We start from the raw sequence: 26,246 nt of genomic DNA on the forward strand, positions 1-26,246 counted from the left end.
CCTACCCCAGCGAGTCATTCACGGGTTTGAGCACCTTGCGCTCGAACCACGTCATTTTGTCATCATCTTCCGCAGCTGAGCTGCTGCCGCCTGCCGTCTGTTTTGTCGCGCTGATTTTGCCAGCGGCGCGGGCCTGCTTTTTCTCGTCCACGCTCAGGCGCTCTTTGATTGTGAACGTCACCAGCCAGGCCATTTCTTTATCCTGTCGCGGTGCGTCAATATTCCCGGTAAAAGTCCCCTCACGGAAATTTACGCTACGGGCCTCCATACACGCCACGCGGTAAACCTTCAGCTTTCCGGCCTTGTCGCGTGCGCTGGCCATTTCAAAAATCTGCTTCAGCATATCGCGCTCACTGAACGGCACCAGCCCGGACACGCGCAGCTCTTTTGCCTTGATGCCCTGCTCCGCAGTGGCCGTGCTTGACGTCTGGCCAGACTGGTCCTTTTCCTGAAACGCCATGGAAATCGTTACCCGGATGTTTTTCAGGAAAATGCCTTTGCCATCAAGGGCGAATGTTGCTGTCGATGTCATGGATCATCCCTCCCAGTGACGTCAGGTCGTCCCCGATAAACATCATGGCCACCGTGTAGATCGCAGACGGCTGCGGGATATTTTTTACCAGCTCGATGGCGGCAGTGGCCACATCGCCGCGTGACGAAAACACCCAGGCGGGGGCTGATTTGGCTTTCAGGTCTTCAAGCCCCGCGCTGATGCTGTCCAGCAGGCTGGCGTGTTCGGCGGCGAACTCGCCCAGTCGGGCTTTCAAACCGTCCATGCTGCTGCCCGCGCTGGCCTCCAGTTGCGCCTTTGCGGTGCGCAGGGCATTCATCGCGGCGCGGCTGGTCGGCACGGAAAGCGGCAGCGAGGGCGGCAGGCTGTTTAGCCCCTTTGCGGGCAGCTGCATTTTTACGGTGTTAAGTAGTGCGGAAGACTGCGCCAGGCGCGCTACCTGCGTAAACGCCGGGGCCGGAAATACGCTGGTTAGCAGGCCAAGCGACTGCATGAAAGCATCATGGGAATCGCCGCACACCATGAACACCGTCAGGTCAGCATCGCCGCCCATACTTGCCAGCTTTCCGGCCAGCCAGTTGACGGCGTTTACCGGGCTGAGAAACGCGCCGTTATCCGTCTGCTGCCCCAGCCCGTACACCCACGGATGCGCGGGGACAATGGAACAGGTGATCGCCGCCATATCTTCAGGAAAGGCAAGCACCGCTTCACGCCACATACGCAGGCACCTCCGGCCACTGGATTTTATCCTGCTGGCTGATGTCGACCCGGTTCAGCATGACCCGATAGCGCTTCCAGGCTAAAAGCAACTCGCTTTCATCATCAGTTGCGATACCCAGATCAGCGGCATCCTGAAGTGGCGCAATTGCTTCAGCGGCTTTTCTGGCTAACGACGCTTTTTCAGCTTCCGCAGCTGCCTGCTGTTCTTCCTGCGTCAGTGTGCGCTCTAACGCTTTTTCACCGTCGAAAATCCAGCGACCATCAATGGCGAGCTGAGCGGGTTTGCGTGCCAGCTCAGCCACATAAAGATCGAGCGGAAAAAGCTCGGACACATCATAAGAAAATGCCCGGATAACGCCGCTGTCGTCATAAACAACTTTTACCCGCTTAGACGCGAAATCCTTCTGACTTTCGTACCAGTCCGCCCCATTCTCATCCTGCAAATACAGCACGCTCTCATCTGTATCAGCGGGTTTATACAGCTTCCATTTTGTCGTATTCATGTCAGTTCCTCATGCGTAAGCCACGGTGACCCATGTACCATTGATAAGCTGCTGGAGCGGGCGGTAATACATGTAACCAATCTGATTACCTTCATTGCCATTTCCGCCAGTAATAACGCATCCTCGCGGGGCTTCGGTCATGTTCCCGTCAGTAGTTATCTGGCCGCGAGCACCCAGCCGTACCCCAGTCACATAGCGAGCATTGGCCGCAGCCTGGGTAAAATAACGGGCGTCAAAGTTGGAATAATTACCCGGCTGAATAACGCCATTGCCGTAAATGTTCCCTGAAAAGCCCACATCATGCCCAAACTGGCATTTTCCTGTAGCGATATCGACATAGAACGGACGCAGTGAGTTATAACCACCGTAAATATCATTTTTATCTGTCATCATCAGGTAATGCCTGATGCCGTCATTTCGCCAGAAGACGCCATAACCGTTGTAAGCAATACGGAAGTTATCAGGCTTTGTGGCCTGGTATTCCGCGCTGCTTCGCAATGGCCCGGTGATATTCAGGCTGCCTGTGTGGGTCAGCAATTCCGACCAGTCAGCTTCGAACCCGAATCTGTCACGGGCAGATCGATACCAGATGCCACGATTTTTATAATCAATTCTGAACTGTGCGGATGGACAACTTCCCACGCGCTGATTCAGGTGAAATATCATCTGGGATGATCCATCCAGAGACAGGTTATATAAACCGCTTTTAGCATTCCACGCGGGCGCATTTGGCCCGCCTGAGATTGAACCGTCTGGAATTGCATCGACATCAGCCGCTGAAGGCTTATTTCCGGTGTGATAAATCTCGTACCACGAATTCCACGCCTTGGCGTCACCGTTACGCGTTCTGAAAGCAATCCTTTCTCCCGCGCCGCTGTATGAAGCGGAAATAGTGACGTTATAGCCATTACCAGCCCCTGAAAAATCCAGTAGCGAGCCTGTAAAGGGCGGGGCGTTCGGGACATTGCTGTATACAAAACTCGTCGCGTTTGCGGGAAGATCGTTCGCATCAGCAACGTTACCCACAGACGGGTCACGCTGTGCCCTGATATTTGTTACAGCCAGCGCTTTCACGTCTTCCGCTGAAAGGTCAAAATCACTGGTTAGCTGGTGCCCGTTGATTTTGCGCGTGTTAGGCACCGCGTTAACAATGCGCGGATCGTTGCCTGCTGCCACCGTTCCGGCAGCGGTGCCAACATCCAGCAGTGACGCCCCTTTCAGCTTTAGTGCTTCTCGCGCTTTCGGGATACTGTCTAAATCAGACAGGTTCCTGTCTTTACGGGCGTAGGCGCTGGCTCCGCCCTGGTCAGCCAGCGAACCTTTAGGCCGCAGGTCCGTGATGTTTCCCGCAGCGTCAATGCTGGCCACCGCAAACACGTAGTGCTGACGGCCATCCGCCACGTAATCTGCCAGGCTGGCGGCAACCTTAATCGCCGTCTCAACGGCCCAGACGCTGGTCAGCGTTCCCTTAAAACAGACGTCCAGCCAGACTTTGACGGGCTTTGTGGTCAGTGTCAGGGGCTGACTGGCGGCCAGCTGCGTGCGCAGCCCTGCTACGTACCCCACGCCCGGCGCAATGCTGTAACTGCTGCCCGATTTCGTCACCAGGTAGCCGTTATCAAAAAATGCCGCCGCGCCATAAATATCGACGTTCTCAATCCTCTGGCGTTCATCAACACCGCCCAGGCGGGCAGTAAAATCAATCTGCCACGTTTCGGCGGGCGTGGTGATCTGCGTCTCAGCCTGCGCGCCGTTGTACTCCATCACAAAAGAGCGCGTCAGCACGTTGCCCTGCTGCCCTGCCGCGTTTTTTACCTTCTGCTGCACCGGGGCATGAACAATCATCGCCACGGTGTTGGTGGCTTTGTTAATCAGGCCAATCCAGTTAAATGCAAAGTCGCCCACGTCAGCGCCCAGCGTGACGGAATAGGCCACCGCGTTTTCATTGATAACCCCCGCCTGGCTGACGTCCTGACGATGCACAATCTGCGCGGCAGGCGGCAACCCTTCGCTGCGGTTGATTGGCGCAGCCGGATCGAGGCCCGGCACGTTGGCCAGTACAAACCCGTCCAGCAGTACGGGCGCGCCGCTGACGGCCTGCCGTGCTTTCCACTGCTCAAAAGCCAGCGTTATAATGGTCTGAGACATCCCTAATCCCCCAGTGATGCGCCAAACGTGGCGCGGTTAGTGGCTGTTGCGGCCAGCGTGCTGGCGGTGTAAACGATGTATTCCCCGCCGTACCATCCGGCGCTGATCGCAATGTTATTCGCCGTAATCACTTCGAACCGGTAGCGGCGACAGGTGCGCCCGTACTGCTGAATGATCAGCATGAGTAGCTCAGGGTTTTCAGACAGCTGGCCGTCCGTGACCCGGACGGTAATCACGTCCCAGTCAATGCCCGGCTGGCGCTCCTGCAGCTCGACGTAACCAATACCCAGCCGCCTGAAGATAGCGATAAACCCGGCCACTGAACCCGCGTCACGAGCATTGATAAAGGCATACGCCACGCGCCTGCGGTAGAGCGCCAGCCCCTCACCGTTGAACCGGGTAATGTCGCGCTGCCATGCCAGCAGCCCGAGCAAAGACTCGCTACACGTCAGCGGATCAAACTGGTTAAGTGGCCAGTTAATCCAGCTCCAGACCTTCGCCCAGAACCTGCGGGCCGCCCGTAGCAGCGCGGCAGGCTCGCCGCGATTCATCCATGAGGGCAACGTAATCCCGGACAGCATTTTATTAAAATCAGTCATGTTCAAGGCTCAGCGTCAGCGACGACAGGCGCGGCACGCTCAGCCCGCTCACGATGTCGTCCAGTGAAAATTTCAGCGAATCCACCACCGGGAAGGTTTTGTGGATCTCGCGACCAAGGTTTGAGAAGGAAAAACGCGAATACGGCCACGTCTTCAGCACGCTGTAATTGCCGTTTTCACGAAAGGCGCAGCGGATAAGGTTCTCAACGCCGCCCAGCAGCTCCGCCCGGCCCTCTGCCGTCATATTGTCCGGGTTAGTGATAAACACCTTCACGGTCAGCGCGTGCTGCGTTTCCGGCATGGCCATGCACTGCATATCGTCGCCGTGGCCGTGATGCCCCTGGGTGTTCACGTAGTCATTGACCGCATCAATAAAGGGCTGAGACGTCACGCCGCTGTCCAGCAGCAGGTAAGCGTTAGCCGTTCCCGGCCCGCGAGGGGCATCGTGCAGAAAGAAAATTCTGTCAGTGCTCAGCCCCACCACCCCGGCGATCATGCTGCGGTACACCGCGTCAGTGTGATAACTGCCTACGAGGTTGAACTGATTGCGGGCGCGGTCCCTCAGCTCGTCGTCAGACTCTTCATCGGCACCCGGTGACGTCAGCCAGTCCTCGCCGTTTTCAACGCGGGCGATCCCGGCCACGGCTACGGGTAAAATCCGGTAGTAGCCCGGCGCGAGGTTCCACGCTCCGCCCGTGCCGGAAGCCATCACCGCAATCTGCGCATCCGCCTGGCCACTCTCGATGGTCACATCGCTGATGGTCGTCAGGGCGTACACCACCCCGTTAATGCGCTCAGTCTGGACGACCGTCCCGGCCTTCACCGTCACCACGCTCTTTGCATCCTGCTTGATGAAGCGGATCACACCCTGCGCGGCGGTGGCGGGTTTTGGCGTGACGTTCACCGCCCACGCCAGCAGCCGCAGCATGGAACCGCTAGCGGTGGCCAGAAACATGCTGGCCATCACCGTGGTGGCCAGGGCTTTTATCAGCCACATGACGGGGGCAATCACAATCGCCGTAATCAACCGCCAGAACGGTGACATGCGCGATGTGTTGGTGATAATCCCCTCGCTTTTAACGATGGCGTCAAACTCCTGCCGCACGGCGTCAGCAGTGACCGGGACGCCGTTTTGTTTCAGCACCTCGGTAAAATCCACCTCTGGCTTATTGTTCACAGCGTCACCCCCGCGTTAATCGTTCCGAATTCGTAGGTTTGCGCGGTCACAAATAACCGCTTTGCGCTTTCTTCCTCAATAACCACCGTTCCGGGAATAATTCGCTCATCACTTTCAACCAGTAATTCCAGCTGCGTGAATATATCCGCACGCATTATCGTCCCGCGCTCCGCAATCAGCTCCACAATCAGCCCGGACTCAATAATGGCGTGGACAATATCCTGTCCAATACTTTGCTGGTTATTACAGGTAACAGGCTCATTACCCGTATTGAGCGTGAAATTACCGTCATTAATCAGCAGGTCGATATACAGTAAATCCGCCATCAGTTCATCTCCTGCCATTCCATTAACTGCCCCGGCGTCATTCCGTTCACGGCGTTAATTTCGACTTTCTCAATGCGCCTGCTGTTATCCGTGACGCTCTTATTGTTGCTGGAGAGCGTTTTATTAATTCCGCCCTTATCCAGATTATTCAGGCTTCCGCCCGTTGACAGCGTGTTATCAATCACCGGGGGCTGCGGGTCCGGTACGCCACCGATTAAATCAATATCAATACCGGGGATCATATTGAGTTTTTCAATCAGCCAGTTTAATGAACTCATGGCGGTGCGCTTCACCGAAGCCCAGACGTTGCCGAACACGTTCATAATGCCGCTGGCCACGTTCCCCAGCGTTTTCATAATGGAGAAATTTTCCAGCAGCGCGATAAAGCTGTTCCACCCCTCTGTGATGAACGCCCAGGCTTTTGTAAACACGCTACCCACCCACTGCACTGCACTGGCCACCACCTGAAACGCGCCGATTTGCATGATTGTTGCGGTTACCCGGTCCCACGCGCCAGTCATGAGCAACTCCAGGCTGTTCCAGCCATCCCCAATAAACGCCCAGGCCTGTATAAACACCCCGGCCACCCACGCCACCGCGTTGGCCACCGCCTGAAATGCGCTGGTATTCATAATGGCCGCTTTTACCTGTTCCCAGTGCGTCACCAGCAGATAGCACCCCGCTACCAGCGCCGCAACCAGACCCACAATCAGCAGGATCGGCCAGCTCATAAAATTGATGGCCACGCCGGATGTAATTGCCGCCATTCGCACGGCCAGCATCACACCGCGCAGGGTTTTCATGATGAAGTTAAACGCCACCACCGCCTTTTGCGCCACCCACAGCGCCGCCGTATAGGAGCGAACCACGAAAACCAGCAGCGCCCATACGCCCCTCAGCCCTCTGACGATAAACCCGCTAACGCCCATGACAACGTTAGCCCCTGCACCCACTGCCGCGAAACTCAGGACAGCCATCGCCGCGTAGCCCACCACGCGGGCGATGTTGGGAAACATCTGCATCCAGCGGGCGAAAGTCTGCCCCATATCCGCCAGGCGGTTGAGCAGCGGATAGATAACCGGTATCAGCGTCAGGCCAATCACGCGGCGGATGGCCGTCAGGATTTCCATAAACCGATCCCATGGCTTAACCATCTTGCTGGCCATCTCCTGCGCCCGCTTCAGCCCGTCACTGCCGCCCAGCTCGGTGATGTTGCGCTGGAGCACGTCAACATTGCCCCACAGCTGCTTGACTACCGCCGAACTGTCCCCGAAAGCCGCATCAAGCTCGGCCTGCGCCTTAAGATTCCCCTCAATGCTCTTACCGTATTTGCCCTGTAGCTTGATGAGCATTTCCGGCATCGAGAGCATTTTCCCGGCTGAGTCTTTGAAGCTCAGCCCCAGCTTTTTGGCCCCTTCCGTGGCCGTGGTCATGAACCCTTCATAAGCGCTGCTGGCTTCCGTGCCCAGCGTGCGGCGCAGCTGGCCCATGACGGCCATCTGTTCATCAATCCCGATCCCGAAGTTGGAACCCACCCCGCGCGCGCCCTCCATCAAATCCTTGATAGCGGCCATGTCCGTGCCAAAGGTGTTTTTCATGTACGCCATTTTTCCGGCAAGCTCGTCAGCAAACTGCACCTTACCAACCTGGTCCGCATAACTTTTAAAGTTGGCGAACATCTGCCCCATAAACTCAGCGGACTCTGCCGCCGTTCCACCCACCGCTGCGGCGATGATGTTTGCCGTGCGGGTCAGCTGCGGCAGCTCCTTAGCTGTCAGTCCGGCAATCGAGGCATTGATATCCCCGGTAGACTGCACGAACTCCACCGCGCTGCGCCCGTAGGTCATGGCGAAGGTGTTCGCATCACGCTCGATGGCTTTCAGTGCGCCGCTGTCGATACCCCGCGCCGCCTGTTCCTGTAGCGTGTCGTACATTTCAATCGCCGGACCCAGCGCCCCTTTTATGGCCAGACCGACACCCAGCAGGCCCGCACCACCCACGGCGATGCGCTGGAATGATACACGGGATTTATCGGCAAATGACGTCACCGACCCCTGCGCCTGTTTTAATGGCCGGGTGATTTTGTCGATCAGCGATAAAGTAAATTCCAGTGATTTCATTCTTTGCCTTTAAATGCCAGCGCCACGCCATTAGCCACGGAAATACGCTGATATTCCCAGTGCCGGTTATCGAGCCACAGCGCGGCGGCGAGACTGTCCTCACTATTATCCTCATGGGGTAAATAGTGACGCCGCAAAATAACGTATTGTTCGAGTCCGTTAGATTCTATGTTACGGACCCGCTCGGTTAGTTTTTTACCGTAATTTCCAGCTCTGGCGTGTATTCTTCCAGCAGCTTACCGACAATCTGAAGCGTAGCGCCGGGGATTTCCATAAACTTCAGCAAGGCTTCTTTACTGCCTGCCTCAACGGTGCGAACCAGAAAGTTATGCGCCGGGGCAACTTTATTATTCATCGCCACTTCGTTGATGTATTTATTGTAAGTCGCCATATCAGGGTTAAAGGTGATATCCACGCCAGCGATATTCAGTACAATTGATTTAGCCATTATTAATTTTCTCTCTCAGTAAAATTTCGTCGATTAGCTGGTTATGTCGCGCCGCGCACTGGCTGTATAACTCCAGATAAATTAACAGCGCACTGGCGGCACTTTTTCCGTCATTTCCCGCGAGGCGCGGAAGCTGAAGCGGGCATTTGATTATCACGCTCTCCTGAAAGGGTACGCTCTGCCTTTTCGGTGGCGGTGTTGAACAGGCTGATATAGTCATCAGACAGACAATCGTTAGCAAAAACTGGCCGGGCCAGCTCCGCGTATATCTCTTTTGGCGGCGCATTGCGCAGTGCCTCCAGCTTGTTTTCAAGCGTGCGGGCTGACTGGCTCGCGATGGACGTTGCCGCCTCTGCCGCCCTGCTGCCCGCTTTTTCAGCAGCGCGTTCCGTCACCAGATCGATGCTGTCGCGCTGCCACTCCTTCGCCTGCCACCCCGCACCGAACGCCAGCAGCAGGGCCAGCACATAGAACAGCGTGCTGCGTGCCATCAGCGCACCCCGTTGTGCTCAAGGCTGAAGTGGTTTCCGTCAGGGTTTGACTTAAAGCGCCCGCCCCAGCTGCCCCCGATAGATTCCCAGAATTCGCCCAGCGCCCGGTAATCCTCGGTGCGGGTTTTATATTCGCCGTTAATGAACAGGTTGAAGTCCACCGCCAGGCGCTGCGTATGCAGGCTGTTGCTGATGCCCGTTCCCTTGCCTGCATTGATGCGTGCCTGCTCCGGCGTGCGGTACGCCTCGCCAAAGGTCAGGCGCATCCCGTTCTCTCCGGCAAAGTTAATCAGCTGCGCCACAAGCGCGGTAAACAGCTGCTGTTTTTCACTCAGTGTCATACTGGTTTTTTCCCCGTCAGTAACGTACTGCCCTTACGTTTAAGCCACAGCTCAATAGCCTGGTGGCCAGCGATACCCAACCCGGACCCGATACCCAGAATGGCCGTCAGCGAAAGGCCCGGTATCCACACCAGCACGGCTCCTGCCACCATTGAGGCCGCCGATCCCAGAATAATCCGCCCAATGAAAAGGCGGGGTGTAACCTGCTCAGGGCTTACCAGAAGGTTTCCCAGTGCGATCAGTGCGCCCGTAAACAGCAGCAGCAAAATCGCCATGACGCCTTTTTCTTCCTGCATTTCCCGCCCTTAACTAATCAGGTTTTCCGTGACGTCCGATTCCAGATACGGCACGCCGTTGATGTTGACGAACTTTGGATCGGTCACGAAGTATTTAATTTTGTGGGTAGTGATAGCGCCGCCCTTCGGATCGAGATCCAGAACGTTGCTCAGCACCAGCTTGCAGCCGAACGCCTCCACCTTGTTTTCTTCAGAACCTGCCTTTGCATAGAACAGAAAATCAACCGGGGAAATACCGCGCCACGAACCCGCACGGCGGGCGATGGCAGTCAGCTGCTGTAGCGTTTTGCTGCTCACCTCCACTTCCCCCTCAGCCCCCACGTCCCCGGCCACATAGCCGTCCGGCACGCCCTGCGTCTGCACGGCGGCGGTGTTGTCAGTGATGTCCAGGCTCACTTTCTCAAAGTGAACCAGCTCACCGTCCATATGCACATCAAAAGACTGACCCGATAAACGCTGTGTCATGCCTGCGCCCCCGTAGTATCAAGACTGGTATCCAGCATCAGGCTCACGGTGATTTGCTTCGGACATTCAACCGGGCGGATCACCAGATAGATGCTGACCTTTGTCGGTGACGTCCACACAATGCTCACGTCACCGTCACGCGGCGATTTCACCTCACCGGGGAACCGCACGCCGTTAATCAGGCTGGCCGTCGACATTTCGCGCAGCGGTTTCGCCATGTAAAGCTGTGCGGCGGCCATGCTCGACGGCGTGGAGTTAAGCGAACGGTCAGCAATGCGGGCAATCGCCAGCAGCCTGACGCGCCGCGCCACTTTGTCAGCGATGCGCAGGTACTCAATCGCCTGATAGTCACCCCCTTCCGCGTCCAGGGTGCGACCGTCCGCCCAGTAAAGCCCGTCGTAGTCGGGATACCACATCGGCACGCTGAAGCGCTTCGCCTCCAGCGCCTGAAGCGTGGCCAGATCCAGCGCCACCCCGGTGCCGTCAGGCGGGTAATCATCCTGCCCCAAATCGGCCACCGCGCCCGTTTTCACGCGGGCGGGGCTGTCGGCGATGGTCACGGCCCGGTTACACAGGCGGCCAGCCAGTACGCCCGGCTCATGCCCCCACAGACGCGGCACCAGCTGGACGCATGGCGCGGCAATACCACTCTGTAAGGCGCTCAGGCGCTCCAGATAATCCGCCCAGCTTTCCTCCGCCTGCGGTCCCTGCACCGACAGGATGAACCATGCCCAGCGGCTAAACTTCGCCAGCAGCGTGGCGCGCAGTGCCACGGCGTCATTAATCGGGGCTTTGTCGCTGATGTCATCTGCCAGTACCACGCCCTCAACAGAAGCCACCTTTTGCGCCGCCAGCACAGCGTTCACCCAGGCGCCATCTTCCGCATCGTCAGCCAGCACATGCACGTAGGCCGCCCAGTTCTGTCCGGCGTTGCTCATCGCGGCCTGCACGTTGCGTTTTAATACCGTATCGGCTGCACCCAGCAGCGCATCAAAATCACTCTGGGTATTTACCGCCAGCGTTTTACCCACGTTTGCAGCGCCGCGACCGACAAAAAGAACGCAGCGCTCAATTTCGTTCGTCTCGCCCTGCAACTGGTTAAGCTGGTTTACCGTGACGTTTGGCCACATTAAACACCTCCCCTGATATCCTGTGCGCGGACGTCAGCACCGTAGCCAATGGCCTGAAGCTGACGCGCCAGCGCCTTGTTAAAATCATCGCTGCTCATCCCCACGAACTGACGAGCCGGCAGGTCAATAGTCCACGCTGATTTACTCGCCTTGCCGCTGAGTTTTCGGATCAGCAGCCCGGCCTGTGCGTACTTCATTGTTTCCGTAATTTCTTTCAGTGGCGGCTTGCGCCATCGCACGCCACGCCTGACCTTGTAGCCCAGTTTTCGCAGCTTTTTGGCCTGCGCCGGGCTGGCCATCCGCCCCGCATCGTTACGGGATACCGTCTTGCCCGCCCGAACCGTGGTTTTCATGCCCTCCTGGTGCGCGTAGCCCACCACCCCGGCATTCACACCGCCGTAGTTTCCGCCCCGCAGGTAGAGCCGCACGGCGTCAATCTCAGGCATTTCCCGGATGTGCAGCAGGCCCGGCAGGTTGCGCAGCATCTTCCCCCTGCGCCGGGTCTTGCGGCCCTGCCACGCCGTGCCGTCAGGTGCCTGCTGGTTGCGCACGTTGCGCTTTGCGGCGGGGATAACGCCGTACTTCGCCATTCGCCAGATAAAGCGCTGGCGCTTCTTCTGCGGCAGATCCAGCGCGGCAATCTCGCGGCGCATATCCTTCAGCTGCGCGGCGTTTATCTCCGCACCGAACAGGCTCATTCATCCCCCGTACTGGCTGTGCTGCCGTCAGCGCCAAATACCTGCGCAGTGAGTGCCGTCCAGATAACCGGATCGGCTAGCCGCCAGCGCTTACCATCCAGCGGGATGGGACCTTTTTCGTCTTCCACTATCACCAGCTCTTCCGCCATCGGGACGGTCACCACCACCATGGATGTGTTGTCGTCAATCACCCCGATATCCCAGTCAGGATCGGCGTTTGTGATTCCCACCTGCCCGAGCAAATCCTGTGCATTTCCGGCCAGCCACGCGTCGAGCAGCGACATCAGCAGGCGCGGATCGCATTCCCGATGCGGGAAACGTTCCCATGACAACACCGCGTCATAGCGAATAATCGACTGCCGGTACTGCCCCAGCCCGTAATCTTTCGCGGCGGGGATGGTCTTCATCGCGTCGATTTCGCTGCTGAAAGAGAGCATGGCCCGCTTCGGCATGTTGCTGGTGATGAACGCCGTCAGTGAATCAATCTGGCTCATATCTTTTTCACCGTGGCCCGCTTCAGCCCCTTAATCAGACGGATCGCGATGGACGATTCCGCCAGCAGTCCGTTGCGCGTTTCATCGCTCTCCTGTCCCGGATGCGACTCGCGGCGGCCAACGGACGCAAACTCGCCCATAAGGTCCGCTTTTGCCCTGGCATACACCGCCTTTTTGTACTGGGCGCACAGCTGATTTTGTCCTGCCATCTGCACGCCTGGCACCGCCTGCGCAGTGGCAAACCCATTGCCCTGGTGTTTCTCCTGCACGCTGGCCAGATCGCCGTTGACCTCTCCGGTGGCGGCAAGCAGCGCCTCTGCCACGGTCTGCGCGTCCATGTCTGCCGGGATAGCGCGCGCCCGCTGGAAGTCAGCCAGGTTCATGTCCGGCCAGAAACCGTTATTCGTCAGCGGTTCGTCCTGGTACTCAATTGGTTTGCCGCTAAACATTCAATTCTCCCGAAAAAAGCGGGCTGACCGGGGTCCACGGCACATTGCGTTAGCTCTGCCCTCACCCGCGCCCGCTCGGCTTGCGGTAGTCGTTATGGCTGATTGCTCAGCGAACGGATGCGGGCAGCGATGGTTTTACGCATGGTCCCCACACCCACTTTTTTGTGACGGGATTCAGCGGCGGCCAGAAGCGCGTCCGCTTTTTCCAGTAATTCCACATCGTCGTGCGCGGTGGCGCGGGCCTCCCCCTTGCCGTCACGCAGCAGCATCAGCCCGGCAAACTTGAACCATTTGGCCGTGATTTCCTCATGCAGCCGCCAGTGTTCCGTCACCTTTTCAAAGGTGCGCGAGAAATACGGCTCGATGCTTTCACCACGGGCCAGCGTCTCTTCTGACCAGGCCAGCACGGTATCCGCCACGAACGCCGGGAACGTGCTTTTAATGTTTTCCGGCGTGGGCTGCTCCTGGCTGATGGCGACATCGGCCAGATCGAGCGCCTGCTCAAAGTCACCCACGTCAAACAGCCAGATAACGCACCAGGCAAACACTGGGTTGCGGTAGTTTTTCCCGGCGTCGATATACTCACGCACGGTAGGCATCCAGCGCGGCAGCAGGTCGTTACGCTTCATCTCGATGCGCTCAGCAATGGTAGGCTGTGACCTCACCCGCTCCAGATCGTCATTCAGTGCCAGCAGCTGCATGTGCAGACTGGTCGCGCTGTTGATGGCTTCCTGCTTTGCCAGCTTCTGTTCCATCTCAATACGCCTGTTATGGCGCTGTGCGGGTGAAAGTCCCATTCCTTAGCCCTCTACTGGTGGCGAAACATTGCCGATAGTCACGGCTTTTTCGTCAATCGCCGCGTACAGCTCCGGCACTTCAACGGCGTAACCTTCATTGCGCAGGTACTTGTTTTCGTACTGCTTGCGGTCCTCAACAAACTCCGCCTTACGCTGGCGGGTGCCGCGCTGCGTATAGATATGCAGGTTACTGAGCGGCGTCACCACCATGCGCTTGCCCGGCATGAACGGCGGCACGATCGCCTTGCGGCCCGCGATTGTGCTGTCCAGCATCTGCGCGGCGATCTTCTCGGTCGGGCGGTCAGCTTTCTGGTACAGGCGGTATTGCTCAGCGGCCACCAGATCAGCACCAACCAGCACCACCAGGCGCGGGTCAGTGCGGTACTGCGCCGTGATTTTGCTGCTGATAAGGTCAGAGGCCATCGCATCCAGTGATGCATAATCGCCACCCTCACCCAGGGTCACGGCATCGGTGAGGATTTGCTTGCCGTCTTCAAAATCTTCCATGCGCTTATGCCAGCCGATATTGACGTCTTCACCGTTAGGGTTAGCCTCTGCGTCTGTGGTTTTTTCCACTGACGTGCCGTTAAAGCCAATGCGCAGCTGGTCGAGCGCAAACGCCTGGTTCGAAAAGGTCTGCACCAGCTGGAAAAACTCGTTTTCGTCGCCCGCGTTGGCCCACAGTGACAGCAGATCCCAGCGCAACGCTGCACATGAATCGGTTTCAACCAGCTTGTATTCGTTGCCCTCAACGCCTACGCGCCGACTAAAACGCCCACTTTCACTGCGCCCGGTATGCAGTACAGAAGACCCCACGGACACCACCTGGCCGGACAGCTGATCAACATCAGCCACGGTGATCAGGTTAAGAAACTCCACGGACTCCAGCAGCGCCTGACGTAGCGTTGTTTCCTGCGGGTCGCTCAGCGAAAAATAGCGGTTAGGTTTATTAACGCCGTAACTTTCAGCAAGACCCGCTGCATAGGCATTAATAAACTGTTCCGCACGTTTATTTAATTTCATCAGATTCCCTCTCGCCCTGTGGCGAAAAAATCATTAATACGAACTCCGGCAATAAAAATTACAGGAATTTAAATCGCGATGCTGGCTCGTTCTTTTTAGTACCAAAACTGCGGCGCGGCAGCGTGGTAACTTTCTTATCCAGCTTGTTAAAGTTCTTAACAATATCGGATACGTTATCGCGCAGCACTGCAAAATCTTCGGTATCCACGACTTCTTTCACCGTATCCAGATCTTCCTGCGTGTCAGAAAGCTGGGATTCAATTGCCGCAACGCGGGTTTCCAGATTATTTAGCGCGTCAGCCAGAACCTGAAGCTGATCCGGCTCATCACCTGAAGGCTCATCGGTATTTTCTTCAAAGTGCTTAGGCTTAATACCAAAATAGCTCTGCCAGTTAGGTTTTTTCATTTCGTTATCCTGTTCAATTCCTTTCCGGCTCACGCGGCAGGCGTAATAACCGGGGTTAGATTTCCTGCGTTTATTAAATCGCAGTCGGGTAGTTCCCACGCTGGCGGGGGTATCGGTAACGGCCAGCCCTTCAAGATAGCTGCGCCCCGTGCCGCGCCAGTTGCCGTCTTCGGTCAGCTCCACTGAAAAATAAATCAGCTGGTCGCGGCTGTTTGCGTCCAGCAGATACGCATTAGGCCGCAGCTGAACATACAGCCTCACCAGCCCGTCATCACCTTCCTGCCACATTGTGCAAAGCACTTCGCCAAAATTGCCGAAATCTTTTTCATGTTCAGGCCAGATTAATGCGCCGTATAACTTCGGGTCATAGGTTTCAGCAGCATCAATAAGCCACTGCCTTTCTAATTCCCGCTTATCTACGGTATCTCCTTCTGTAGCAACACAAAGCCAGTCAGTGCGTAAATGCGACATTATTTTTCCTGATTGCTTGATGCGTTCCAACGAAATGAATTATTCACCATCACAACACCCGGCGCACCCCTTTAAATTCGTTTGCATTCGGCTAACGCCTCTTTATCGAACCCACCCGAATAACACCACCATATTTATATAAATTAACCCTGCATAATAAAGACTATGGCTAAATACAGTGATGAATTAAGAGGCGTTGCGCGAGCGCTTTATCTGCGACGACACACGCCTAAAGAAATTGCGACCGATTTAAATCTGCCGAATGCGCGGATCGTTTACTACTGGGCGGAGAAATTCGGCTGGGCTGATTTACTCAGTCATGAAAGCACCGAGGAGGCAATAGAGCGCCGCTGCCAGCTGCTGGCGCAACGGGACGGCAAGACGGACCTTGAACTAAAGGAACTGGACCTTTTAATCGCCCACAGCACCAAGCTGCGGGCGCAGGCGAATAAGCATAAGGAGAAGCTGGCAGAGGCACGCGGGCGCGGCGGCTCCGGCCGCGGCTCCGGCGACGGTGAAGAGGAGGACGGCCAGCCGCGCAAGAAACGTCAGTATAAGAAAAATGATATAAGCGGCCTTAACCAGGACGACTTTGACGAGTGGGCGAAAGAGTACCTTTTTGGCTATCAGAAACACCTGCGCCTCAACATTGGCCAGCAGGTGCGCAACATCCTCAAAAGCCGCCAGATCGGTGCCACCTGGTATTTTGCGTTTGAAGCGTTTGAAAATGCCGTACTGACGGGCGACCCGCAGATTTTTCTTTCTGCGAGTAAGGCGCAGGCGGAGGTGTTCCGCTCGTACATTGTGAACATCGCGGAGCAGTATTTTGGCATCACGCTGACGGGTAACCCTATCCGGCTGAGCAACGGCGCAGAGTTGCGTTTTCTCTCCACAAACAAAAATACCGCGCAGTCCTACAGCGGCCACCTGTACTGCGATGAATATTTCTGGGTGCCGAACTTTGCACGCCTGAACGAAGTGGCCAGCGCCATGGCCACGCACGATAAATGGCGTACCACGTACTTTTCCACGCCATCGGCCAAAACGCACCAGGCCTATCCGTTCTGGACAGGGGAAGAGTGGAAGCTCGGCAGCAAAAAGCGTGCGGCGACCACCTTCCCGAAATTCAGCGAACTGCGGGACGGCGGGCGGCTGTGTCCCGATGGCCAGTGGCGTTACGTCATTACCCTGGAAGACGCGATCAAGGGCGGCTTTAACCTCGCCAGCATCGATAAACTGAGGAACCGGTATAACGCTGACACGTTCAACATGCTCTATATGTGCGTGTTCGTTGACAGCAAAAACTCGGTGTTCAAGTTCAGCGACCTGGAGGCGTGCGCCGTCGATGTATCGGCATGGCAGGACCATGATCCCGAAGCGCTCCGGCCATTCGGCAATCGCCCGGTGTGGGGCGGGTTTGACCCTGCACGCTCCGGCGACCTGTCCACGTTTGTTATCGTCGCGCCACCACAGCATGACGGCGAAAAGTTCCGCGTGCTGCGGGTGTTCAACTGGAGGGGAATGAATTTCCGCTGGCAGGCTAAGCAGATCGAAAAGCTGTTTAAACACTACAACTTCACCTATCTGGGCGTTGACGTGACGGGCATCGGCTCCGGCGTGTTCGACAACATCCAACACTTTGCGCTGCGCGTGGCCGTGGCGATTCGCTATGACCGCCACACCAAGGACCAGCTGGTACTAAAAGCGGCTGACGTGGTAGGCAGCAGGCGCATTGAGTGGGATCGGGATTTGAAGGAGATCCCGGCCTCGTTTATGTCCATCCGTCACACCACGACAAGCAGCGGCAACGCCATGACGTTTGTCGCTGACCGCAGCCCGGAAACGGGCCACGCGGAAGCGTTCTGGGCCATATCGCACGCGCTTCACAATGAACCGCTCAACTACGAAAACAAGCCAAAATCCAAATGGGGGCTGAAGAAAGCAGCATGACTAAAAAACAATGGCGACCTGCCAGCAGGAAAAAGAAAAGCGCCCCGGCTGAAAAGCAGCGCCACATGAGCATTATCACGTTTGATAAGCCGGAACCCGTGCTGACCACCGGAACGGACTACCGCGAAATCTGGTATGACAACGATTTTGAGCACTACACGCTGCCGATTGACCGCCTCGCCCTGGCGCAGCTGGTCAACCTCAACGGCCAGCACGGTGGCATCCTGCACGCCCGCAAAAACATGCTGCTATCCGGCTATGTCGGGGGCGGCCTGACGCATGACCAGCTGGAAGGGGCGGCGATGGATTTTTTCACCTTCGGCGACCTGGCCATTGTGAAAATCCGCAACGGCTGGGACGAGGTGACCGGGCTGGAACCCATGCCCGGCCTGTACATGCGCCGCCGCAAGGATGGCTGTTTTGTGGTATTGCAGGACGGCGAGCCGCTGGTATACCCGCCCGAAGACGTCATTTTTATCAAAATGTACGACCCCCAGCAGCAGATTTACGGCCTGCCGGACTATATCGGCGGCGTACACTCCGCGCTGCTGAACAGTGAGGCGGTGATTTTCCGGCGCCGCTACTATCACAACGGCGCACACACGGGCGGCATTTTGTACACGCGCGACCCGGCCATGACGGACGAAGTGGAAGAAGAGATCGGACGGCAGCTGGAGCAAAGCAAGGGGATCGGCAACTTCAGCACTATCCTGGTGAATATTCCGGGCGGTGATGCTGACGCGGTGAAGTTTATCGAGATGGGTGATATTGGCGCGAAGGATGAATTTGCGAACGTGAAGAACATCAGCGCACAGGACGTGCTCAACGCGCACCGCTTCCCGGCAGGGCTGGCGGGTATCATCCCGCAGAACGCGGCAGGACTCGGCAACCCGGAGACGGCCCGCGACACATACCGCAAGGATGAAGTGCTGCCGATTCAGCGACGACTCGCCGCAGCGGTTAGCAACGACCCGGAAGTACCGGATCGTCTTCACCTGACATTTGCAGACGAAACAACTAACAAGGATGCAGTGTGATGAAAAAACGGCTAAAATCCAGGCACAAACACCCTGCCGGAGCCGCTAACATGCGCGTATTGAAAATTGAATGCACTGAGTGCGGTTCTAAAGCGATTATCCGCAAGACGAACAGAAAACACCGAGAACTTGCTGATATTTATTGCGCCTGCACTGACGTGGAGTGTGGCCATACTTTTGTTATGAATCTGACCTTTTCACACACACTAAGTCAAAGCGCTAAGACCGGAAACATGCTGATACAGCAGATCGTAAATTCTATGTCTCCTGAACAGAGGCAGATTACCCTAAACCTCTTACAGCCCAGCAACGCTTAATCTTTAGATAAACAGCCTCTTTTGTAGAGGCTTTTTTGTTCCTGCTCCCTGTGATTAAGATTCACCAGCAAATCCCCAGATAAATCAGCCAGCAGTGAGAGAATATCGCTATGTTCCTCACCCTCTAACTCTACTCCAGCGGCAATCCTTGCAACCAGCGCGATACGCCGCGCTAAGATAATCTCATTAAATAAATCAACCATCTCATTCCCCCCCCACAAAATAACTGTACATCCATACAGTATAATATTCATAAGCGAATATGAAACATTTTTTCATAGTAACCACTCATAAAATGTTGTGTAGTGCCTCAGTAACACATTGATTTAGCACCACCCCGGCCACATTTCGCCCGGTGTTCCCGCGCTTTCCTCACTGATTTTGCCGTTCCGGTATCGCAGTTTGCCAACCCCGGCATAATCCAGCCCGCTGCCGCGCATCAGGATCGCTATTTCGTCTTCGCTCCCCTCAAAACCCCGACTTTTTAACTCCAGCTCTAACCGTCTGCGCTCCGCGCCCGTACAGTTATTGACAGAACTCCAAGGGGCCGCGTTGCGGCCTGGAACAGCATCCTCCGCTGGCGCTTCGGACAACTTCGCAACCTTTTCCCACTTAACCAGGCGAGTGGGAACCTCGGAGCCAGCAACCTGCGGGCTATAGATCCCCTGCACGCGCTGGACGTCTTCGCCATATTCGTTGCCGCACTCCGTAATTTCATAAGCCAGGCGAATAACCAGATCGTCACGCGCAACCAGCGGGCCGCCCTGCGCCTGGGTGTATGCTGCCCAGTCCACGGCAACGTCTGCGGAAGCCAGCACAGCATCCATCCGGGGATCGTCCAGCGTCTGCCCGCGCATCCTGCGCAGCTCACGCCACACGGTGACGGGTGCGCCACCAATCTGCTGAAACTGACGGATGCGCCAGCGCGAAGACCACGCGGAGACCGCCTTGGCCATTTCTCTGGCGTTGCCGTCCGTCTCGCCGTCTTTCTCATCATCAAGCGCGTAACCGTCGATGTTTTTTGATATGTATTTGGCGATATAGCCCGTGGCGCTGCCTTTAGCCGGATCGATATCTTCAGCATGGAAACGGGCTTTCATAGCCTGCGGCGTGTTCAGCTCGTCGGCATCTTCCTCACGGGCATATTTCGCCATGATTTCAGTGGCGCGGGCTTTGTGTTCCGGCAGCATGAAAAACAGCATGTGCCAGTGCGGTGTCCCGTCATGGTGAGGTTCAACCACACGGAAGCCAAACAGGTGGATCTCTTCACGCGAGAGCGCTGCGCGGATTTTTGACCACACTTTGCAAAGATACTTTTGCGTCTCACGCGGGCTGCTGCCGTTCCACTGGGACACGAAACCGCCCCTACGATGTACGGAGTGATAGCGGGATGGCGCGGTGATGGTGTAGAACACACCCGCACACCCCATATCGTTGGCGATATCTTCAAAACCTCGCATACGTGCCATAAGTTCACATCTCCTGATTGCCGGGTTAGCGTTGCTGCGGTCAACGGTGGCCGCCATCGATATGCGGTCACCGTCGCCATTAATGAGATCAAACCGTTTAAAAAACTCGCGGTTTCGCTTCTTTTGCTCCACCCACTCGCCCAGCGTGCTGCGCGAAACATAGGCCGTAGCAGATCGCTGTACCTGCCCCACTGCGATGGCCATGTGTTCCCGTTGCAGGTCGCGGCGGCGCTTCAGACGTATACGCCACCACTCCGGGGCCATCATGCGCAGCAAACCGCTTTCAGCATGGCGACGCTTTATGCGCCCGGTCTTCTTAACAGACTCCCAGTAAGGCGGCGTGGTGCCACACCTGATCGCCTCCTGCGCCAGATACACATAAGCATTAGCTGTGCGCTGTGCGGCTTCTTTTTTATCGGGGGCTTGTTCTGGCGCGGTTTCTTCCGTCCAGACGTTAAACGCTTCGCCCAGATAGTTGGCCACGTCATAGGAGAGATCACGGATTTGCTGGCGGTCATAGGTCGGCAGGCTGTCCAGCTGGTCTTTAAAGGGGGATGGCATCCCGTGGGTATAGTCTTTCTGCCACTGCTGCGTGACCTTCTTCAGCCGTGGTAATACGTTCTTTCCGATGGTGTTGCGTAAAAACGTATTAGCGCGGCGGCGCCCGCTCTTGCCTGACTTCAGCAGCGTTTCGTAACGGTGGCCAAAATACCCGGCGAGGAAGTCGGGCATATCATGCAGGAACTGACTGCGCCAGCTGTGATCGACTGCATCAGCGTGCCACAGCTTCAGCTCAATAATGGAGATATCACGCGGCGCACCAGGCGCGAAGACATCACGCCGAAACTTATTAACGGCGTGATAGTGCTCCGGGGCAAAATTTATTTCGTGGGTGCCACTCATGGACGGCACTGTATTCCACTGCGTTTAGATGGGCGGGGGTCATTCGGGTAACGTGTAGCGATGATTTCAGGCGCGGCCACGCGAGTGCCGGCCGATGCGCCAACGGAGCGCGCAACGTTAATTTTATGCAGATCAAAACGCCCGAAACCGTACTGGCCAGTGGTCAGCAGGCTGTCACTGTTGGAAGCGACAACGGGATAGCCCTGCATGGCCAGCGCGTAAAGCCTGTTCGCAAGCGCCTGCTGCTGGTCAGTTCCGAAACCGCCAGTGTGATAGCCCGTAAAGCTCTCTTTGCCTTCCAGCGGGTTATAAGGTGGATCGCAATAAATCACATCACCACCGCGCACCATCTCCAACGTTTCACTGAAATCAGCGCAGACGAATGTTGCCCGCTTAGCCTTCTCAGCAAACGCTCGGATTTCAGCTGCCGGGAAATACGGATCCTTGTATTTGCCGTATGGGACGTTGAACTGGCCCGCCTGGTTATAACGCACCATGCCATTGAAGCAATGGCGGTTCAGATACAGAAAAATAGCCGCCTTTTCATAAGGCTTATTACATCCGTAATTGAACGAGTGACGCCAAATATAAAAATCTTCAGCGTCATTAGCACAAGCAAACAACCCGCCCGCCAGATCAATCACGGCGTCCAGATTGCAGATCAGCTGCCGATAAAAATTGATTAAGTCCGGGTTAATGTCTGCAATCAGATACTCGTCATAGTCAGTATTCATCATGACAGCGCAGGAGCCTGCGAACGGCTCAACCAGGCGTTTACCCTTCGGCAGATGCTTTTTCAGTTCTTCCATCGCCCGGCCTTTACTGCCCGGCCATTTCAGTGGTGTGCGTTGTGCCATCTTCCCTACCCTCAGTCGTAATTATTTGATTCGTAGCGCTCAGCTTTCACTGCTTTCAAAACCCCGCGCAGCCATACGGCAAAGCCTGCTATACAAAGCAGGCTTATTAACGTGATGGTCAGTGCCATTGATTTACCCAGGTGGCGGACTCCTCGCGCATCAGCTCGACAATCTCCACCGCAGACAACTGATCGATGCTGGCGCGGGTAGCCATGTGATCAAGACGACTGGAAAGCAGAGTGGCCATATCCTTGCGCCCTTCGATGTGCGCATTAGTGCAGATCTCCTGCACCATGTCGGCAGAAGGAGAGGTGTTTTTTTTGATGTCCTGGCGGGTCATTTTCATGGGGTTTTCTCCGATTCAGAGCGCAGAAATCCCCGGCCGCAATTAAGGGGCCGTGCGATTCCTGCGGGATTTATTAGTGGGTGACGCTAGGGCGTTTCAAGATGGCTTCATCAAATGGTGACGCAGCCGAACGATTAACAGCGGGAAGTTGGTGAAGTTCGATAGTCAGATCCCACCACGCAGAAATTGCCGTGGTGATAGTCCCCTGCCCCAGTAATCCGGCCATGTAGTAGAGAGAGCGAATCGCGCTGATTGCCTCGACCTGCGCAATGCTGGTTTCAGCCTCGCGATAAACCCGGCTCCAAAGCGCAGCGCCAGCAGCCAGCCACTGGCGCTTATCATCTAAATGTTCCGTGTCATTGAACAGGAACGGGCGCAGCGAAACCTGCGGGCCAACTACCGCGCATTTAGTCAGGAAAAATTCAGCGTACTCAGTGCTGACGCCCCATACAGTGAAATCAGCCAGCAACCCGGCCTTTTCAACGGTGATGATTTTCATTGCTGCTCTCCAGCTTGATTTCTTTCATGTTCGCCAGCGGTCAGCGGCATGATAATGTGCGGTGCTATGACCATTTCCTGTCGCTGGCAGATTGGCGTTGCACTGCAGTCAGGGCGTTCCGAAGTCCTGCGGGTGAAACTGGTGCGGGACAAACTGCCAAAACCATCGAACATATCGCGAGCCATTTGAATGCCGGTACGCAGCTGGACCATGCCTCGCGAATCAATACGGGCGTAAAGCTCGCGCCAGTTGCAGCCGGAAAGGTGATGATTAAAGTTCTGCGAACCGGATAACGAGGCGGCGTGAAGCACCAACCCGCGCATTTCCGGCTTAAGCGAGTCCCAAAAATCAGCGGCCTTTGACTGCTTGCTGTTAATTTGCTGGCGGATACGCTCCAGCCATTTCTGATTATCAGCCACGTTTGCCCCCTACTAATTCCAATAAACGAGAGAAAGCCGAACGGCGGCGGGCCTGCACTGCGGGTTTAACCCCCGGCGCTGGCTGCCAGCGTTGACCGTTTGAAAGTTCGATCCAGCCATGGCCGAAACTGGGTAGCTGCTGGCTGGGTGACGGTCGTTTGAGCAGTTTTGCGAAAATAACCATGGTTTACCTCACATCATTCCGGGCATGGTGGCGCTGACCAGATCGACAGCTGCAGCCACAATGGGGGTGGATTGAAACCGGGATTCGACAGTGAGCATGATTAGCGACAGATTGCGGATCGCATTACTCGCCCGGTCTAAAATGGCGTTTTTACGCGCCTGGGTTAACGGTTCATCAGATACAGCCTGGCCAGCAATCGCGCCCACATCCGCCGTGGCGTTGAGCGCGTATACAGGTACGCTGCTGTTCATAACCTCATTGACAGGCACGGACGGCAGGCAGTTAAGCTGCGCCAGCACACCATCAATCAGGCGGGCATCATCGGTATAAACAACGATGGCCAGCAGGTCTTCCACGGTCAGCTTGTGCGGCTGGTCCGGGTTCAGCTTGTTGCGTAATACCTGCGGGGTCAGTCCAACGGCGCGGGCAGTTGCCTCGACGTTATTGGCCAGCGCAAACGCTCGGCAAGCTGCATCAAAATGGGGGTGTTTGGACTCAATGTAATCAAACATGCGCATTCCCTCGGCAGCGGTCATTATTGCTCTGCGGTCCGCTTTGAAGCTCGATAACCATCAGGCACGTTGATTTCGGCTCCAGTCACGTTGATCACAAAATTAGAATGACCAAGAGCGGCGCGGGTCTTCTCCTGCACATACTCGAAGTATTTGATTTGACTGCGACCACCTACACGCTTGCAGCCCTTACGGATTGATTTAGGGATATTTTTTACCTTCCCCTGCTCAGTCCATTTGTAAACGGTGTGAATGGACATTTTTTCCAGGAATGCGAATTCTTCGGGGTATACCCATACGCGAGGAATGTTGATTGATACCTGTGCGTTCATAGTGCAAAATCTCCGTTGTTAGTTCGTTTTCGTATAACTTCGTATCGCTTGGCATCTCATTTGCGGTGATTTGCCTATCTCAATCTCGTATGAGATGAGTTTATACATCTTCATTCGAGATTGGTCAACCCTCTTAAAAGGACTCATTTGAGATTATGCTTTTGACAAACGACGGTTCTGCGGCGATCAGCAGAGTGATGGAGGCTTACGGCTTCAAGTTTAAAAATGACCTCTGTCGCCATGTAGGTATGTCTTCAAGCACACTGGCAACTTGGGTAAGCAGGAATCATTTTCCTGCAGAACTGGTCATACGCTGCTCAATTGATACAGGGGTGTCATTACAATGGCTTACTACTGGAACGGGGCGTATTCGTGAGTTGCAGCGCACAGACATCGAATCTCTATCAAGCTGCGTGTTGAGCGATGGGAAACTTTTAGAATCAGGCAGTATCATGTTTGACAAACTTTTCCTTCCCGCTGGTTTGCGCAAGCCCTTTGTTCTGAGAAGCAGTGGTGATTTTTATTTTCTGGAAAAAGACTTTTCAGATACAACAGACGGCCAGTGGCTGGTTGAAATTGAAGGGAAAAGCAGCATCCGTGAACTTGCATTTGTCCCCATTAAGAAAGTCAAAGTTTTAGGTGGTGGCGTTCCCTTTGACTGTTCAGTAGACGAAATCAGCATTGTTGCGCGAGTTATTAGCGTTCAGAAAAAGGTCTGATATGACTGTACGTAAATTGCCATCCGGGAAATGGATTTGTGAATGCTACCCCGGAGGCAGAGATGGAAAACGGCTGCGCAAGCAATTTGCCACTAAAGGCGAAGCGGTAGCCTATGAAAATCACATCATGGGCGAAACTGAGAGCAAGCCTTGGCTCGGTGAAAAGCAAGACAGCCGCCATTTGTCCGAAATTATCAATCTGTGGTATTCCCTGTACGGGCAGACTTTATCTTCACCGGAAAAGCTTCTTAACAAGCTGAAAATGATTTGCCACAACTTAGGCGATCCCCTGGCAGTTGACGTTACGCCGGGCGTGTTTACGTCTTTCAGAGAAAGACGGCTCAAAGGTGAGGCTGTCGACGTTTACGGCGTTCCAATGGCAGCGATCAAACCGAAGACCGCCAATTTAGATCAGAGCAATTTATCTGCCGTTTTTGGGACTTTGAAGAAATTAGGGCATTGGAAAGCACCTAATCCAATCGCTGGCATACCATTATTTAAAATTACTCAAAGTGAATTAACATTTTTAAGTCAGCAGGAAATTAAAAAAGTCTTAGACGCATGCGTTGAATCATTAAACCCTGATTTACTAATGGTTACCCGAATTTGTTTAGCTACAGGAGCAAGGTGGAGTGAGGCAGAAAAACTAAACAGATCGCAAGTTACTCAATATCGTGTTACGTTCACCAAAACTAAAGGCAAAAAGAACAGAACCGTTCCCATCAGCAAAGAACTGTACGGAGAAATCCCCAACAAGCATGGAAGGTTATTTCAGCCATGCAGAAAGGCATTTGAAAGGGCTATAAAACGCGCTGGAATAGACCTACCCGAAGGGCAATGCACGCATGTTTTAAGACACACCTTTGCAAGTCATTTTATGATGAATGGTGGTAACATTCTGGTATTAAGAGAAATACTCGGTCATGCCGATATAAAGATGACAATGGTCTATGCCCATTTCGCCCCCGACCATTTGGATGATGCAGTTACAAAAAACCCCCTATCCAATTTAACTTGGACAAGAAAATGAATCATACGAGTATTTCCTCATTTTTTATACTTTCACACTTAGCAATAATTATTTCATTC

The 26,246-nt window shown here is 55.2% G+C and carries 35 protein-coding genes; 5 read left to right on the top strand and 30 right to left on the bottom strand.

Translation table 11 applies throughout. The features are described 5' to 3' along the window. Position 1 precedes the first annotated feature (1 nt). The 21 genes from J2Y91_RS02350 to J2Y91_RS02455 form a co-directional block, all read right to left on the bottom strand. Positions 2 to 532: a baseplate complex protein gene (locus J2Y91_RS02350; RefSeq protein WP_253536995.1), complete on the bottom strand. Its 531-nt coding sequence runs from the start codon at positions 530 to 532 to the stop codon at positions 2 to 4. Then, entirely contained in the window at positions 504 to 1,229 is a 726-nt protein-coding gene (locus J2Y91_RS02355) for a hypothetical protein (protein WP_253536998.1), read from the bottom strand. The genes J2Y91_RS02350 and J2Y91_RS02355 overlap by 29 nt, the downstream gene beginning before the upstream one ends. After that, entirely contained in the window at positions 1,219 to 1,734 is a 516-nt protein-coding gene (locus tag J2Y91_RS02360; protein WP_253537000.1) for a tail fiber assembly protein, read from the bottom strand. The genes J2Y91_RS02355 and J2Y91_RS02360 overlap by 11 nt, the downstream gene beginning before the upstream one ends. A 9-nt stretch (positions 1,735 to 1,743) precedes the next feature. Beyond that, positions 1,744 to 3,882 (bottom strand): phage tail-collar fiber domain-containing protein, encoded by a 2,139-nt coding sequence (locus J2Y91_RS02365; RefSeq protein ID WP_253537003.1) that lies wholly within the window; start codon positions 3,880 to 3,882, stop codon positions 1,744 to 1,746. Between the two features lie 2 nt (positions 3,883 to 3,884). Continuing rightward, positions 3,885 to 4,481, bottom strand: a complete 597-nt coding sequence (locus J2Y91_RS02370) for a phage tail protein (RefSeq protein ID WP_253537006.1) — start codon at positions 4,479 to 4,481, stop codon at positions 3,885 to 3,887. Further along, positions 4,474 to 5,658 (bottom strand): baseplate J/gp47 family protein, encoded by a 1,185-nt coding sequence (locus J2Y91_RS02375; protein WP_253537009.1) that lies wholly within the window; start codon positions 5,656 to 5,658, stop codon positions 4,474 to 4,476. The genes J2Y91_RS02370 and J2Y91_RS02375 overlap by 8 nt, the downstream gene beginning before the upstream one ends. After that, positions 5,655 to 5,984 carry a DUF2590 family protein gene (locus tag J2Y91_RS02380; RefSeq protein WP_253537012.1) on the bottom strand — a complete coding sequence of 110 codons (330 nt, stop codon included), beginning with the start codon at positions 5,982 to 5,984 and terminating at the stop codon, positions 5,655 to 5,657. Before J2Y91_RS02380 ends, J2Y91_RS02375 begins: the two co-directional genes overlap by 4 nt. Continuing rightward, a complete protein-coding gene (locus J2Y91_RS02385; protein WP_253537015.1) occupies positions 5,984 to 8,104 on the bottom strand; it encodes a phage tail tape measure protein in 2,121 nt (706 codons plus the stop codon). The genes J2Y91_RS02380 and J2Y91_RS02385 overlap by 1 nt, the downstream gene beginning before the upstream one ends. Next, positions 8,101 to 8,241, bottom strand: a complete 141-nt coding sequence (locus J2Y91_RS02390; protein WP_253537018.1) for a DUF6890 family protein — start codon at positions 8,239 to 8,241, stop codon at positions 8,101 to 8,103. The genes J2Y91_RS02385 and J2Y91_RS02390 overlap by 4 nt, the downstream gene beginning before the upstream one ends. A 50-nt stretch (positions 8,242 to 8,291) precedes the next feature. Then, a complete protein-coding gene (locus J2Y91_RS02395) occupies positions 8,292 to 8,552 on the bottom strand; it encodes a putative phage tail assembly chaperone (protein WP_253537021.1) in 261 nt (86 codons plus the stop codon). Between the two features lie 110 nt (positions 8,553 to 8,662). Then, positions 8,663 to 9,043, bottom strand: coding sequence for a hypothetical protein (locus tag J2Y91_RS02405; RefSeq protein WP_253537027.1), 381 nt, complete (start codon positions 9,041 to 9,043; stop codon positions 8,663 to 8,665). Next, the gene (locus J2Y91_RS02410) at positions 9,043 to 9,384 is read right to left on the bottom strand and encodes a M15 family metallopeptidase (protein WP_253537030.1); all 342 of its coding nucleotides are present in this window, start codon (positions 9,382 to 9,384) and stop codon (positions 9,043 to 9,045) included. The genes J2Y91_RS02405 and J2Y91_RS02410 overlap by 1 nt, the downstream gene beginning before the upstream one ends. Continuing rightward, positions 9,381 to 9,680, bottom strand: coding sequence for a phage holin family protein (locus J2Y91_RS02415; RefSeq protein ID WP_253537033.1), 300 nt, complete (start codon positions 9,678 to 9,680; stop codon positions 9,381 to 9,383). The genes J2Y91_RS02410 and J2Y91_RS02415 overlap by 4 nt, the downstream gene beginning before the upstream one ends. Before the next feature lie 9 nt (positions 9,681 to 9,689). After that, the gene (locus J2Y91_RS02420) at positions 9,690 to 10,145 is read right to left on the bottom strand and encodes a phage protein (RefSeq protein ID WP_253537036.1); all 456 of its coding nucleotides are present in this window, start codon (positions 10,143 to 10,145) and stop codon (positions 9,690 to 9,692) included. Continuing rightward, positions 10,142 to 11,275 (bottom strand): DUF2586 domain-containing protein, encoded by a 1,134-nt coding sequence (locus J2Y91_RS02425; protein ID WP_253537039.1) that lies wholly within the window; start codon positions 11,273 to 11,275, stop codon positions 10,142 to 10,144. Before J2Y91_RS02425 ends, J2Y91_RS02420 begins: the two co-directional genes overlap by 4 nt. Then, entirely contained in the window at positions 11,275 to 11,973 is a 699-nt protein-coding gene (locus J2Y91_RS02430; protein ID WP_253537042.1) for a hypothetical protein, read from the bottom strand. Before J2Y91_RS02430 ends, J2Y91_RS02425 begins: the two co-directional genes overlap by 1 nt. Then, positions 11,970 to 12,467, bottom strand: coding sequence for a phage tail protein (locus tag J2Y91_RS02435; RefSeq protein WP_253537044.1), 498 nt, complete (start codon positions 12,465 to 12,467; stop codon positions 11,970 to 11,972). The genes J2Y91_RS02430 and J2Y91_RS02435 overlap by 4 nt, the downstream gene beginning before the upstream one ends. Continuing rightward, positions 12,464 to 12,916, bottom strand: coding sequence for a head completion/stabilization protein (locus J2Y91_RS02440; RefSeq protein WP_253537047.1), 453 nt, complete (start codon positions 12,914 to 12,916; stop codon positions 12,464 to 12,466). The genes J2Y91_RS02435 and J2Y91_RS02440 overlap by 4 nt, the downstream gene beginning before the upstream one ends. A 92-nt stretch (positions 12,917 to 13,008) precedes the next feature. Beyond that, the gene (gene gpM / locus J2Y91_RS02445; RefSeq protein ID WP_253537049.1) at positions 13,009 to 13,713 is read right to left on the bottom strand and encodes a phage terminase small subunit; all 705 of its coding nucleotides are present in this window, start codon (positions 13,711 to 13,713) and stop codon (positions 13,009 to 13,011) included. Positions 13,714 to 13,716: 3 nt separating this feature from the next. Beyond that, complete coding sequence (locus J2Y91_RS02450; RefSeq protein WP_253537052.1) at positions 13,717 to 14,736, bottom strand: phage major capsid protein, P2 family; 1,020 nt, start codon at positions 14,734 to 14,736, stop codon at positions 13,717 to 13,719. Between the two features lie 58 nt (positions 14,737 to 14,794). Beyond that, positions 14,795 to 15,613, bottom strand: a complete 819-nt coding sequence (locus tag J2Y91_RS02455; RefSeq protein ID WP_253539421.1) for a GPO family capsid scaffolding protein — start codon at positions 15,611 to 15,613, stop codon at positions 14,795 to 14,797. A 165-nt stretch (positions 15,614 to 15,778) separates the two neighbouring features. On the opposite strand from J2Y91_RS02455, the gene J2Y91_RS02460 reads away from it, so the two are divergent. The 3 genes from J2Y91_RS02460 to J2Y91_RS02470 are packed head-to-tail and all read left to right on the top strand — an operon-like array spanning position 15,779 to position 18,917. Next, positions 15,779 to 17,563 carry a terminase large subunit domain-containing protein gene (locus J2Y91_RS02460; RefSeq protein WP_253537055.1) on the top strand — a complete coding sequence of 595 codons (1,785 nt, stop codon included), beginning with the start codon at positions 15,779 to 15,781 and terminating at the stop codon, positions 17,561 to 17,563. After that, positions 17,560 to 18,600 (top strand): phage portal protein, encoded by a 1,041-nt coding sequence (locus tag J2Y91_RS02465; protein WP_253537057.1) that lies wholly within the window; start codon positions 17,560 to 17,562, stop codon positions 18,598 to 18,600. The genes J2Y91_RS02460 and J2Y91_RS02465 overlap by 4 nt, the downstream gene beginning before the upstream one ends. A 50-nt stretch (positions 18,601 to 18,650) precedes the next feature. Beyond that, positions 18,651 to 18,917 carry an Ogr/Delta-like zinc finger protein gene (locus J2Y91_RS02470; protein ID WP_253539423.1) on the top strand — a complete coding sequence of 89 codons (267 nt, stop codon included), beginning with the start codon at positions 18,651 to 18,653 and terminating at the stop codon, positions 18,915 to 18,917. Here J2Y91_RS02470 and J2Y91_RS02475 read toward each other — a convergent pair. The 9 genes from J2Y91_RS02475 to J2Y91_RS02515 form a co-directional block, all read right to left on the bottom strand. Then, entirely contained in the window at positions 18,914 to 19,120 is a 207-nt protein-coding gene (locus J2Y91_RS02475; RefSeq protein ID WP_253537059.1) for a hypothetical protein, read from the bottom strand. The two genes, J2Y91_RS02470 and J2Y91_RS02475, sit on opposite strands and share 4 nt — an antisense overlap. 123 nt (positions 19,121 to 19,243) lie before the next feature. After that, a complete protein-coding gene (locus tag J2Y91_RS02480; protein ID WP_253537062.1) occupies positions 19,244 to 21,289 on the bottom strand; it encodes a replication endonuclease in 2,046 nt (681 codons plus the stop codon). Then, complete coding sequence (locus J2Y91_RS02485) at positions 21,286 to 22,146, bottom strand: DNA adenine methylase (RefSeq protein ID WP_253537065.1); 861 nt, start codon at positions 22,144 to 22,146, stop codon at positions 21,286 to 21,288. Before J2Y91_RS02485 ends, J2Y91_RS02480 begins: the two co-directional genes overlap by 4 nt. A 118-nt stretch (positions 22,147 to 22,264) precedes the next feature. Further along, entirely contained in the window at positions 22,265 to 22,492 is a 228-nt protein-coding gene (locus tag J2Y91_RS02490; RefSeq protein ID WP_253537068.1) for a DUF2732 family protein, read from the bottom strand. Between the two features lie 73 nt (positions 22,493 to 22,565). Continuing rightward, a complete protein-coding gene (locus tag J2Y91_RS02495) occupies positions 22,566 to 22,991 on the bottom strand; it encodes a hypothetical protein (RefSeq protein ID WP_253537071.1) in 426 nt (141 codons plus the stop codon). Next, the gene (locus J2Y91_RS02500; protein WP_253537074.1) at positions 22,988 to 23,410 is read right to left on the bottom strand and encodes a hypothetical protein; all 423 of its coding nucleotides are present in this window, start codon (positions 23,408 to 23,410) and stop codon (positions 22,988 to 22,990) included. Before J2Y91_RS02500 ends, J2Y91_RS02495 begins: the two co-directional genes overlap by 4 nt. Beyond that, on the bottom strand, positions 23,403 to 23,594 hold the full coding sequence (locus J2Y91_RS02505) for a phage filamentation protein Fil family protein (protein ID WP_253537077.1): 192 nt from the start codon (positions 23,592 to 23,594) through the stop codon (positions 23,403 to 23,405). Before J2Y91_RS02505 ends, J2Y91_RS02500 begins: the two co-directional genes overlap by 8 nt. Positions 23,595 to 23,602: 8 nt before the next feature. After that, positions 23,603 to 24,106, bottom strand: a complete 504-nt coding sequence (locus tag J2Y91_RS02510) for a phage regulatory CII family protein (protein WP_253537081.1) — start codon at positions 24,104 to 24,106, stop codon at positions 23,603 to 23,605. A 23-nt stretch (positions 24,107 to 24,129) separates the two neighbouring features. Beyond that, positions 24,130 to 24,438 carry a hypothetical protein gene (locus J2Y91_RS02515; RefSeq protein ID WP_253537083.1) on the bottom strand — a complete coding sequence of 103 codons (309 nt, stop codon included), beginning with the start codon at positions 24,436 to 24,438 and terminating at the stop codon, positions 24,130 to 24,132. 155 nt (positions 24,439 to 24,593) lie between these two features. On the opposite strand from J2Y91_RS02515, the gene J2Y91_RS02520 reads away from it, so the two are divergent. Continuing rightward, the gene (locus J2Y91_RS02520; RefSeq protein WP_253537085.1) at positions 24,594 to 25,157 is read left to right on the top strand and encodes a phage repressor protein CI; all 564 of its coding nucleotides are present in this window, start codon (positions 24,594 to 24,596) and stop codon (positions 25,155 to 25,157) included. A gap of 1 nt (position 25,158) precedes the next feature. Continuing rightward, positions 25,159 to 26,187 carry a site-specific integrase gene (locus tag J2Y91_RS02525; protein WP_253537088.1) on the top strand — a complete coding sequence of 343 codons (1,029 nt, stop codon included), beginning with the start codon at positions 25,159 to 25,161 and terminating at the stop codon, positions 26,185 to 26,187. Positions 26,188 to 26,246: the final 59 nt, after the last annotated feature.

The organism is Erwinia aphidicola, from assembly GCF_024169515.1.
Lineage (GTDB): Bacteria > Pseudomonadota > Gammaproteobacteria > Enterobacterales > Enterobacteriaceae > Erwinia > Erwinia aphidicola.

Excerpts from the sequence above, each read along its gene's own strand:
- J2Y91_RS02350 (WP_253536995.1), bottom strand. The coding sequence starts at position 532 with ATGACATCGACAGCAACATTCGCCCTTGATGGCAAAGGCATTTTCCTG.
- J2Y91_RS02355 (WP_253536998.1), bottom strand. The coding sequence starts at position 1,229 with ATGTGGCGTGAAGCGGTGCTTGCCTTTCCTGAAGATATGGCGGCGATC.
- J2Y91_RS02360 (WP_253537000.1), bottom strand. The coding sequence starts at position 1,734 with ATGAATACGACAAAATGGAAGCTGTATAAACCCGCTGATACAGATGAG.
- J2Y91_RS02365 (WP_253537003.1), bottom strand. The coding sequence starts at position 3,882 with ATGTCTCAGACCATTATAACGCTGGCTTTTGAGCAGTGGAAAGCACGG.
- J2Y91_RS02370 (WP_253537006.1), bottom strand. The coding sequence starts at position 4,481 with ATGACTGATTTTAATAAAATGCTGTCCGGGATTACGTTGCCCTCATGG.
- J2Y91_RS02380 (WP_253537012.1), bottom strand. The coding sequence starts at position 5,984 with ATGGCGGATTTACTGTATATCGACCTGCTGATTAATGACGGTAATTTC.
- J2Y91_RS02385 (WP_253537015.1), bottom strand. The coding sequence starts at position 8,104 with ATGAAATCACTGGAATTTACTTTATCGCTGATCGACAAAATCACCCGG.
- J2Y91_RS02395 (WP_253537021.1), bottom strand. The coding sequence starts at position 8,552 with ATGGCTAAATCAATTGTACTGAATATCGCTGGCGTGGATATCACCTTT.
- J2Y91_RS02405 (WP_253537027.1), bottom strand. The coding sequence starts at position 9,043 with ATGGCACGCAGCACGCTGTTCTATGTGCTGGCCCTGCTGCTGGCGTTC.
- J2Y91_RS02410 (WP_253537030.1), bottom strand. The coding sequence starts at position 9,384 with ATGACACTGAGTGAAAAACAGCAGCTGTTTACCGCGCTTGTGGCGCAG.
- J2Y91_RS02415 (WP_253537033.1), bottom strand. The coding sequence starts at position 9,680 with ATGCAGGAAGAAAAAGGCGTCATGGCGATTTTGCTGCTGCTGTTTACG.
- J2Y91_RS02420 (WP_253537036.1), bottom strand. The coding sequence starts at position 10,145 with ATGACACAGCGTTTATCGGGTCAGTCTTTTGATGTGCATATGGACGGT.
- J2Y91_RS02425 (WP_253537039.1), bottom strand. The coding sequence starts at position 11,275 with ATGTGGCCAAACGTCACGGTAAACCAGCTTAACCAGTTGCAGGGCGAG.
- J2Y91_RS02430 (WP_253537042.1), bottom strand. The coding sequence starts at position 11,973 with ATGAGCCTGTTCGGTGCGGAGATAAACGCCGCGCAGCTGAAGGATATG.
- J2Y91_RS02435 (WP_253537044.1), bottom strand. The coding sequence starts at position 12,467 with ATGAGCCAGATTGATTCACTGACGGCGTTCATCACCAGCAACATGCCG.
- J2Y91_RS02440 (WP_253537047.1), bottom strand. The coding sequence starts at position 12,916 with ATGTTTAGCGGCAAACCAATTGAGTACCAGGACGAACCGCTGACGAAT.
- gpM (WP_253537049.1), bottom strand. The coding sequence starts at position 13,713 with ATGGGACTTTCACCCGCACAGCGCCATAACAGGCGTATTGAGATGGAA.
- J2Y91_RS02450 (WP_253537052.1), bottom strand. The coding sequence starts at position 14,736 with ATGAAATTAAATAAACGTGCGGAACAGTTTATTAATGCCTATGCAGCG.
- J2Y91_RS02455 (WP_253539421.1), bottom strand. The coding sequence starts at position 15,613 with ATGTCGCATTTACGCACTGACTGGCTTTGTGTTGCTACAGAAGGAGAT.
- J2Y91_RS02460 (WP_253537055.1), top strand. The coding sequence starts at position 15,779 with ATGGCTAAATACAGTGATGAATTAAGAGGCGTTGCGCGAGCGCTTTAT.
- J2Y91_RS02465 (WP_253537057.1), top strand. The coding sequence starts at position 17,560 with ATGACTAAAAAACAATGGCGACCTGCCAGCAGGAAAAAGAAAAGCGCC.
- J2Y91_RS02470 (WP_253539423.1), top strand. The coding sequence starts at position 18,651 with ATGCGCGTATTGAAAATTGAATGCACTGAGTGCGGTTCTAAAGCGATT.
- J2Y91_RS02475 (WP_253537059.1), bottom strand. The coding sequence starts at position 19,120 with ATGGTTGATTTATTTAATGAGATTATCTTAGCGCGGCGTATCGCGCTG.
- J2Y91_RS02480 (WP_253537062.1), bottom strand. The coding sequence starts at position 21,289 with ATGAGTGGCACCCACGAAATAAATTTTGCCCCGGAGCACTATCACGCC.
- J2Y91_RS02485 (WP_253537065.1), bottom strand. The coding sequence starts at position 22,146 with ATGGCACAACGCACACCACTGAAATGGCCGGGCAGTAAAGGCCGGGCG.
- J2Y91_RS02490 (WP_253537068.1), bottom strand. The coding sequence starts at position 22,492 with ATGAAAATGACCCGCCAGGACATCAAAAAAAACACCTCTCCTTCTGCC.
- J2Y91_RS02495 (WP_253537071.1), bottom strand. The coding sequence starts at position 22,991 with ATGAAAATCATCACCGTTGAAAAGGCCGGGTTGCTGGCTGATTTCACT.
- J2Y91_RS02505 (WP_253537077.1), bottom strand. The coding sequence starts at position 23,594 with ATGGTTATTTTCGCAAAACTGCTCAAACGACCGTCACCCAGCCAGCAG.
- J2Y91_RS02510 (WP_253537081.1), bottom strand. The coding sequence starts at position 24,106 with ATGTTTGATTACATTGAGTCCAAACACCCCCATTTTGATGCAGCTTGC.
- J2Y91_RS02515 (WP_253537083.1), bottom strand. The coding sequence starts at position 24,438 with ATGAACGCACAGGTATCAATCAACATTCCTCGCGTATGGGTATACCCC.
- J2Y91_RS02520 (WP_253537085.1), top strand. The coding sequence starts at position 24,594 with ATGCTTTTGACAAACGACGGTTCTGCGGCGATCAGCAGAGTGATGGAG.
- J2Y91_RS02525 (WP_253537088.1), top strand. The coding sequence starts at position 25,159 with ATGACTGTACGTAAATTGCCATCCGGGAAATGGATTTGTGAATGCTAC.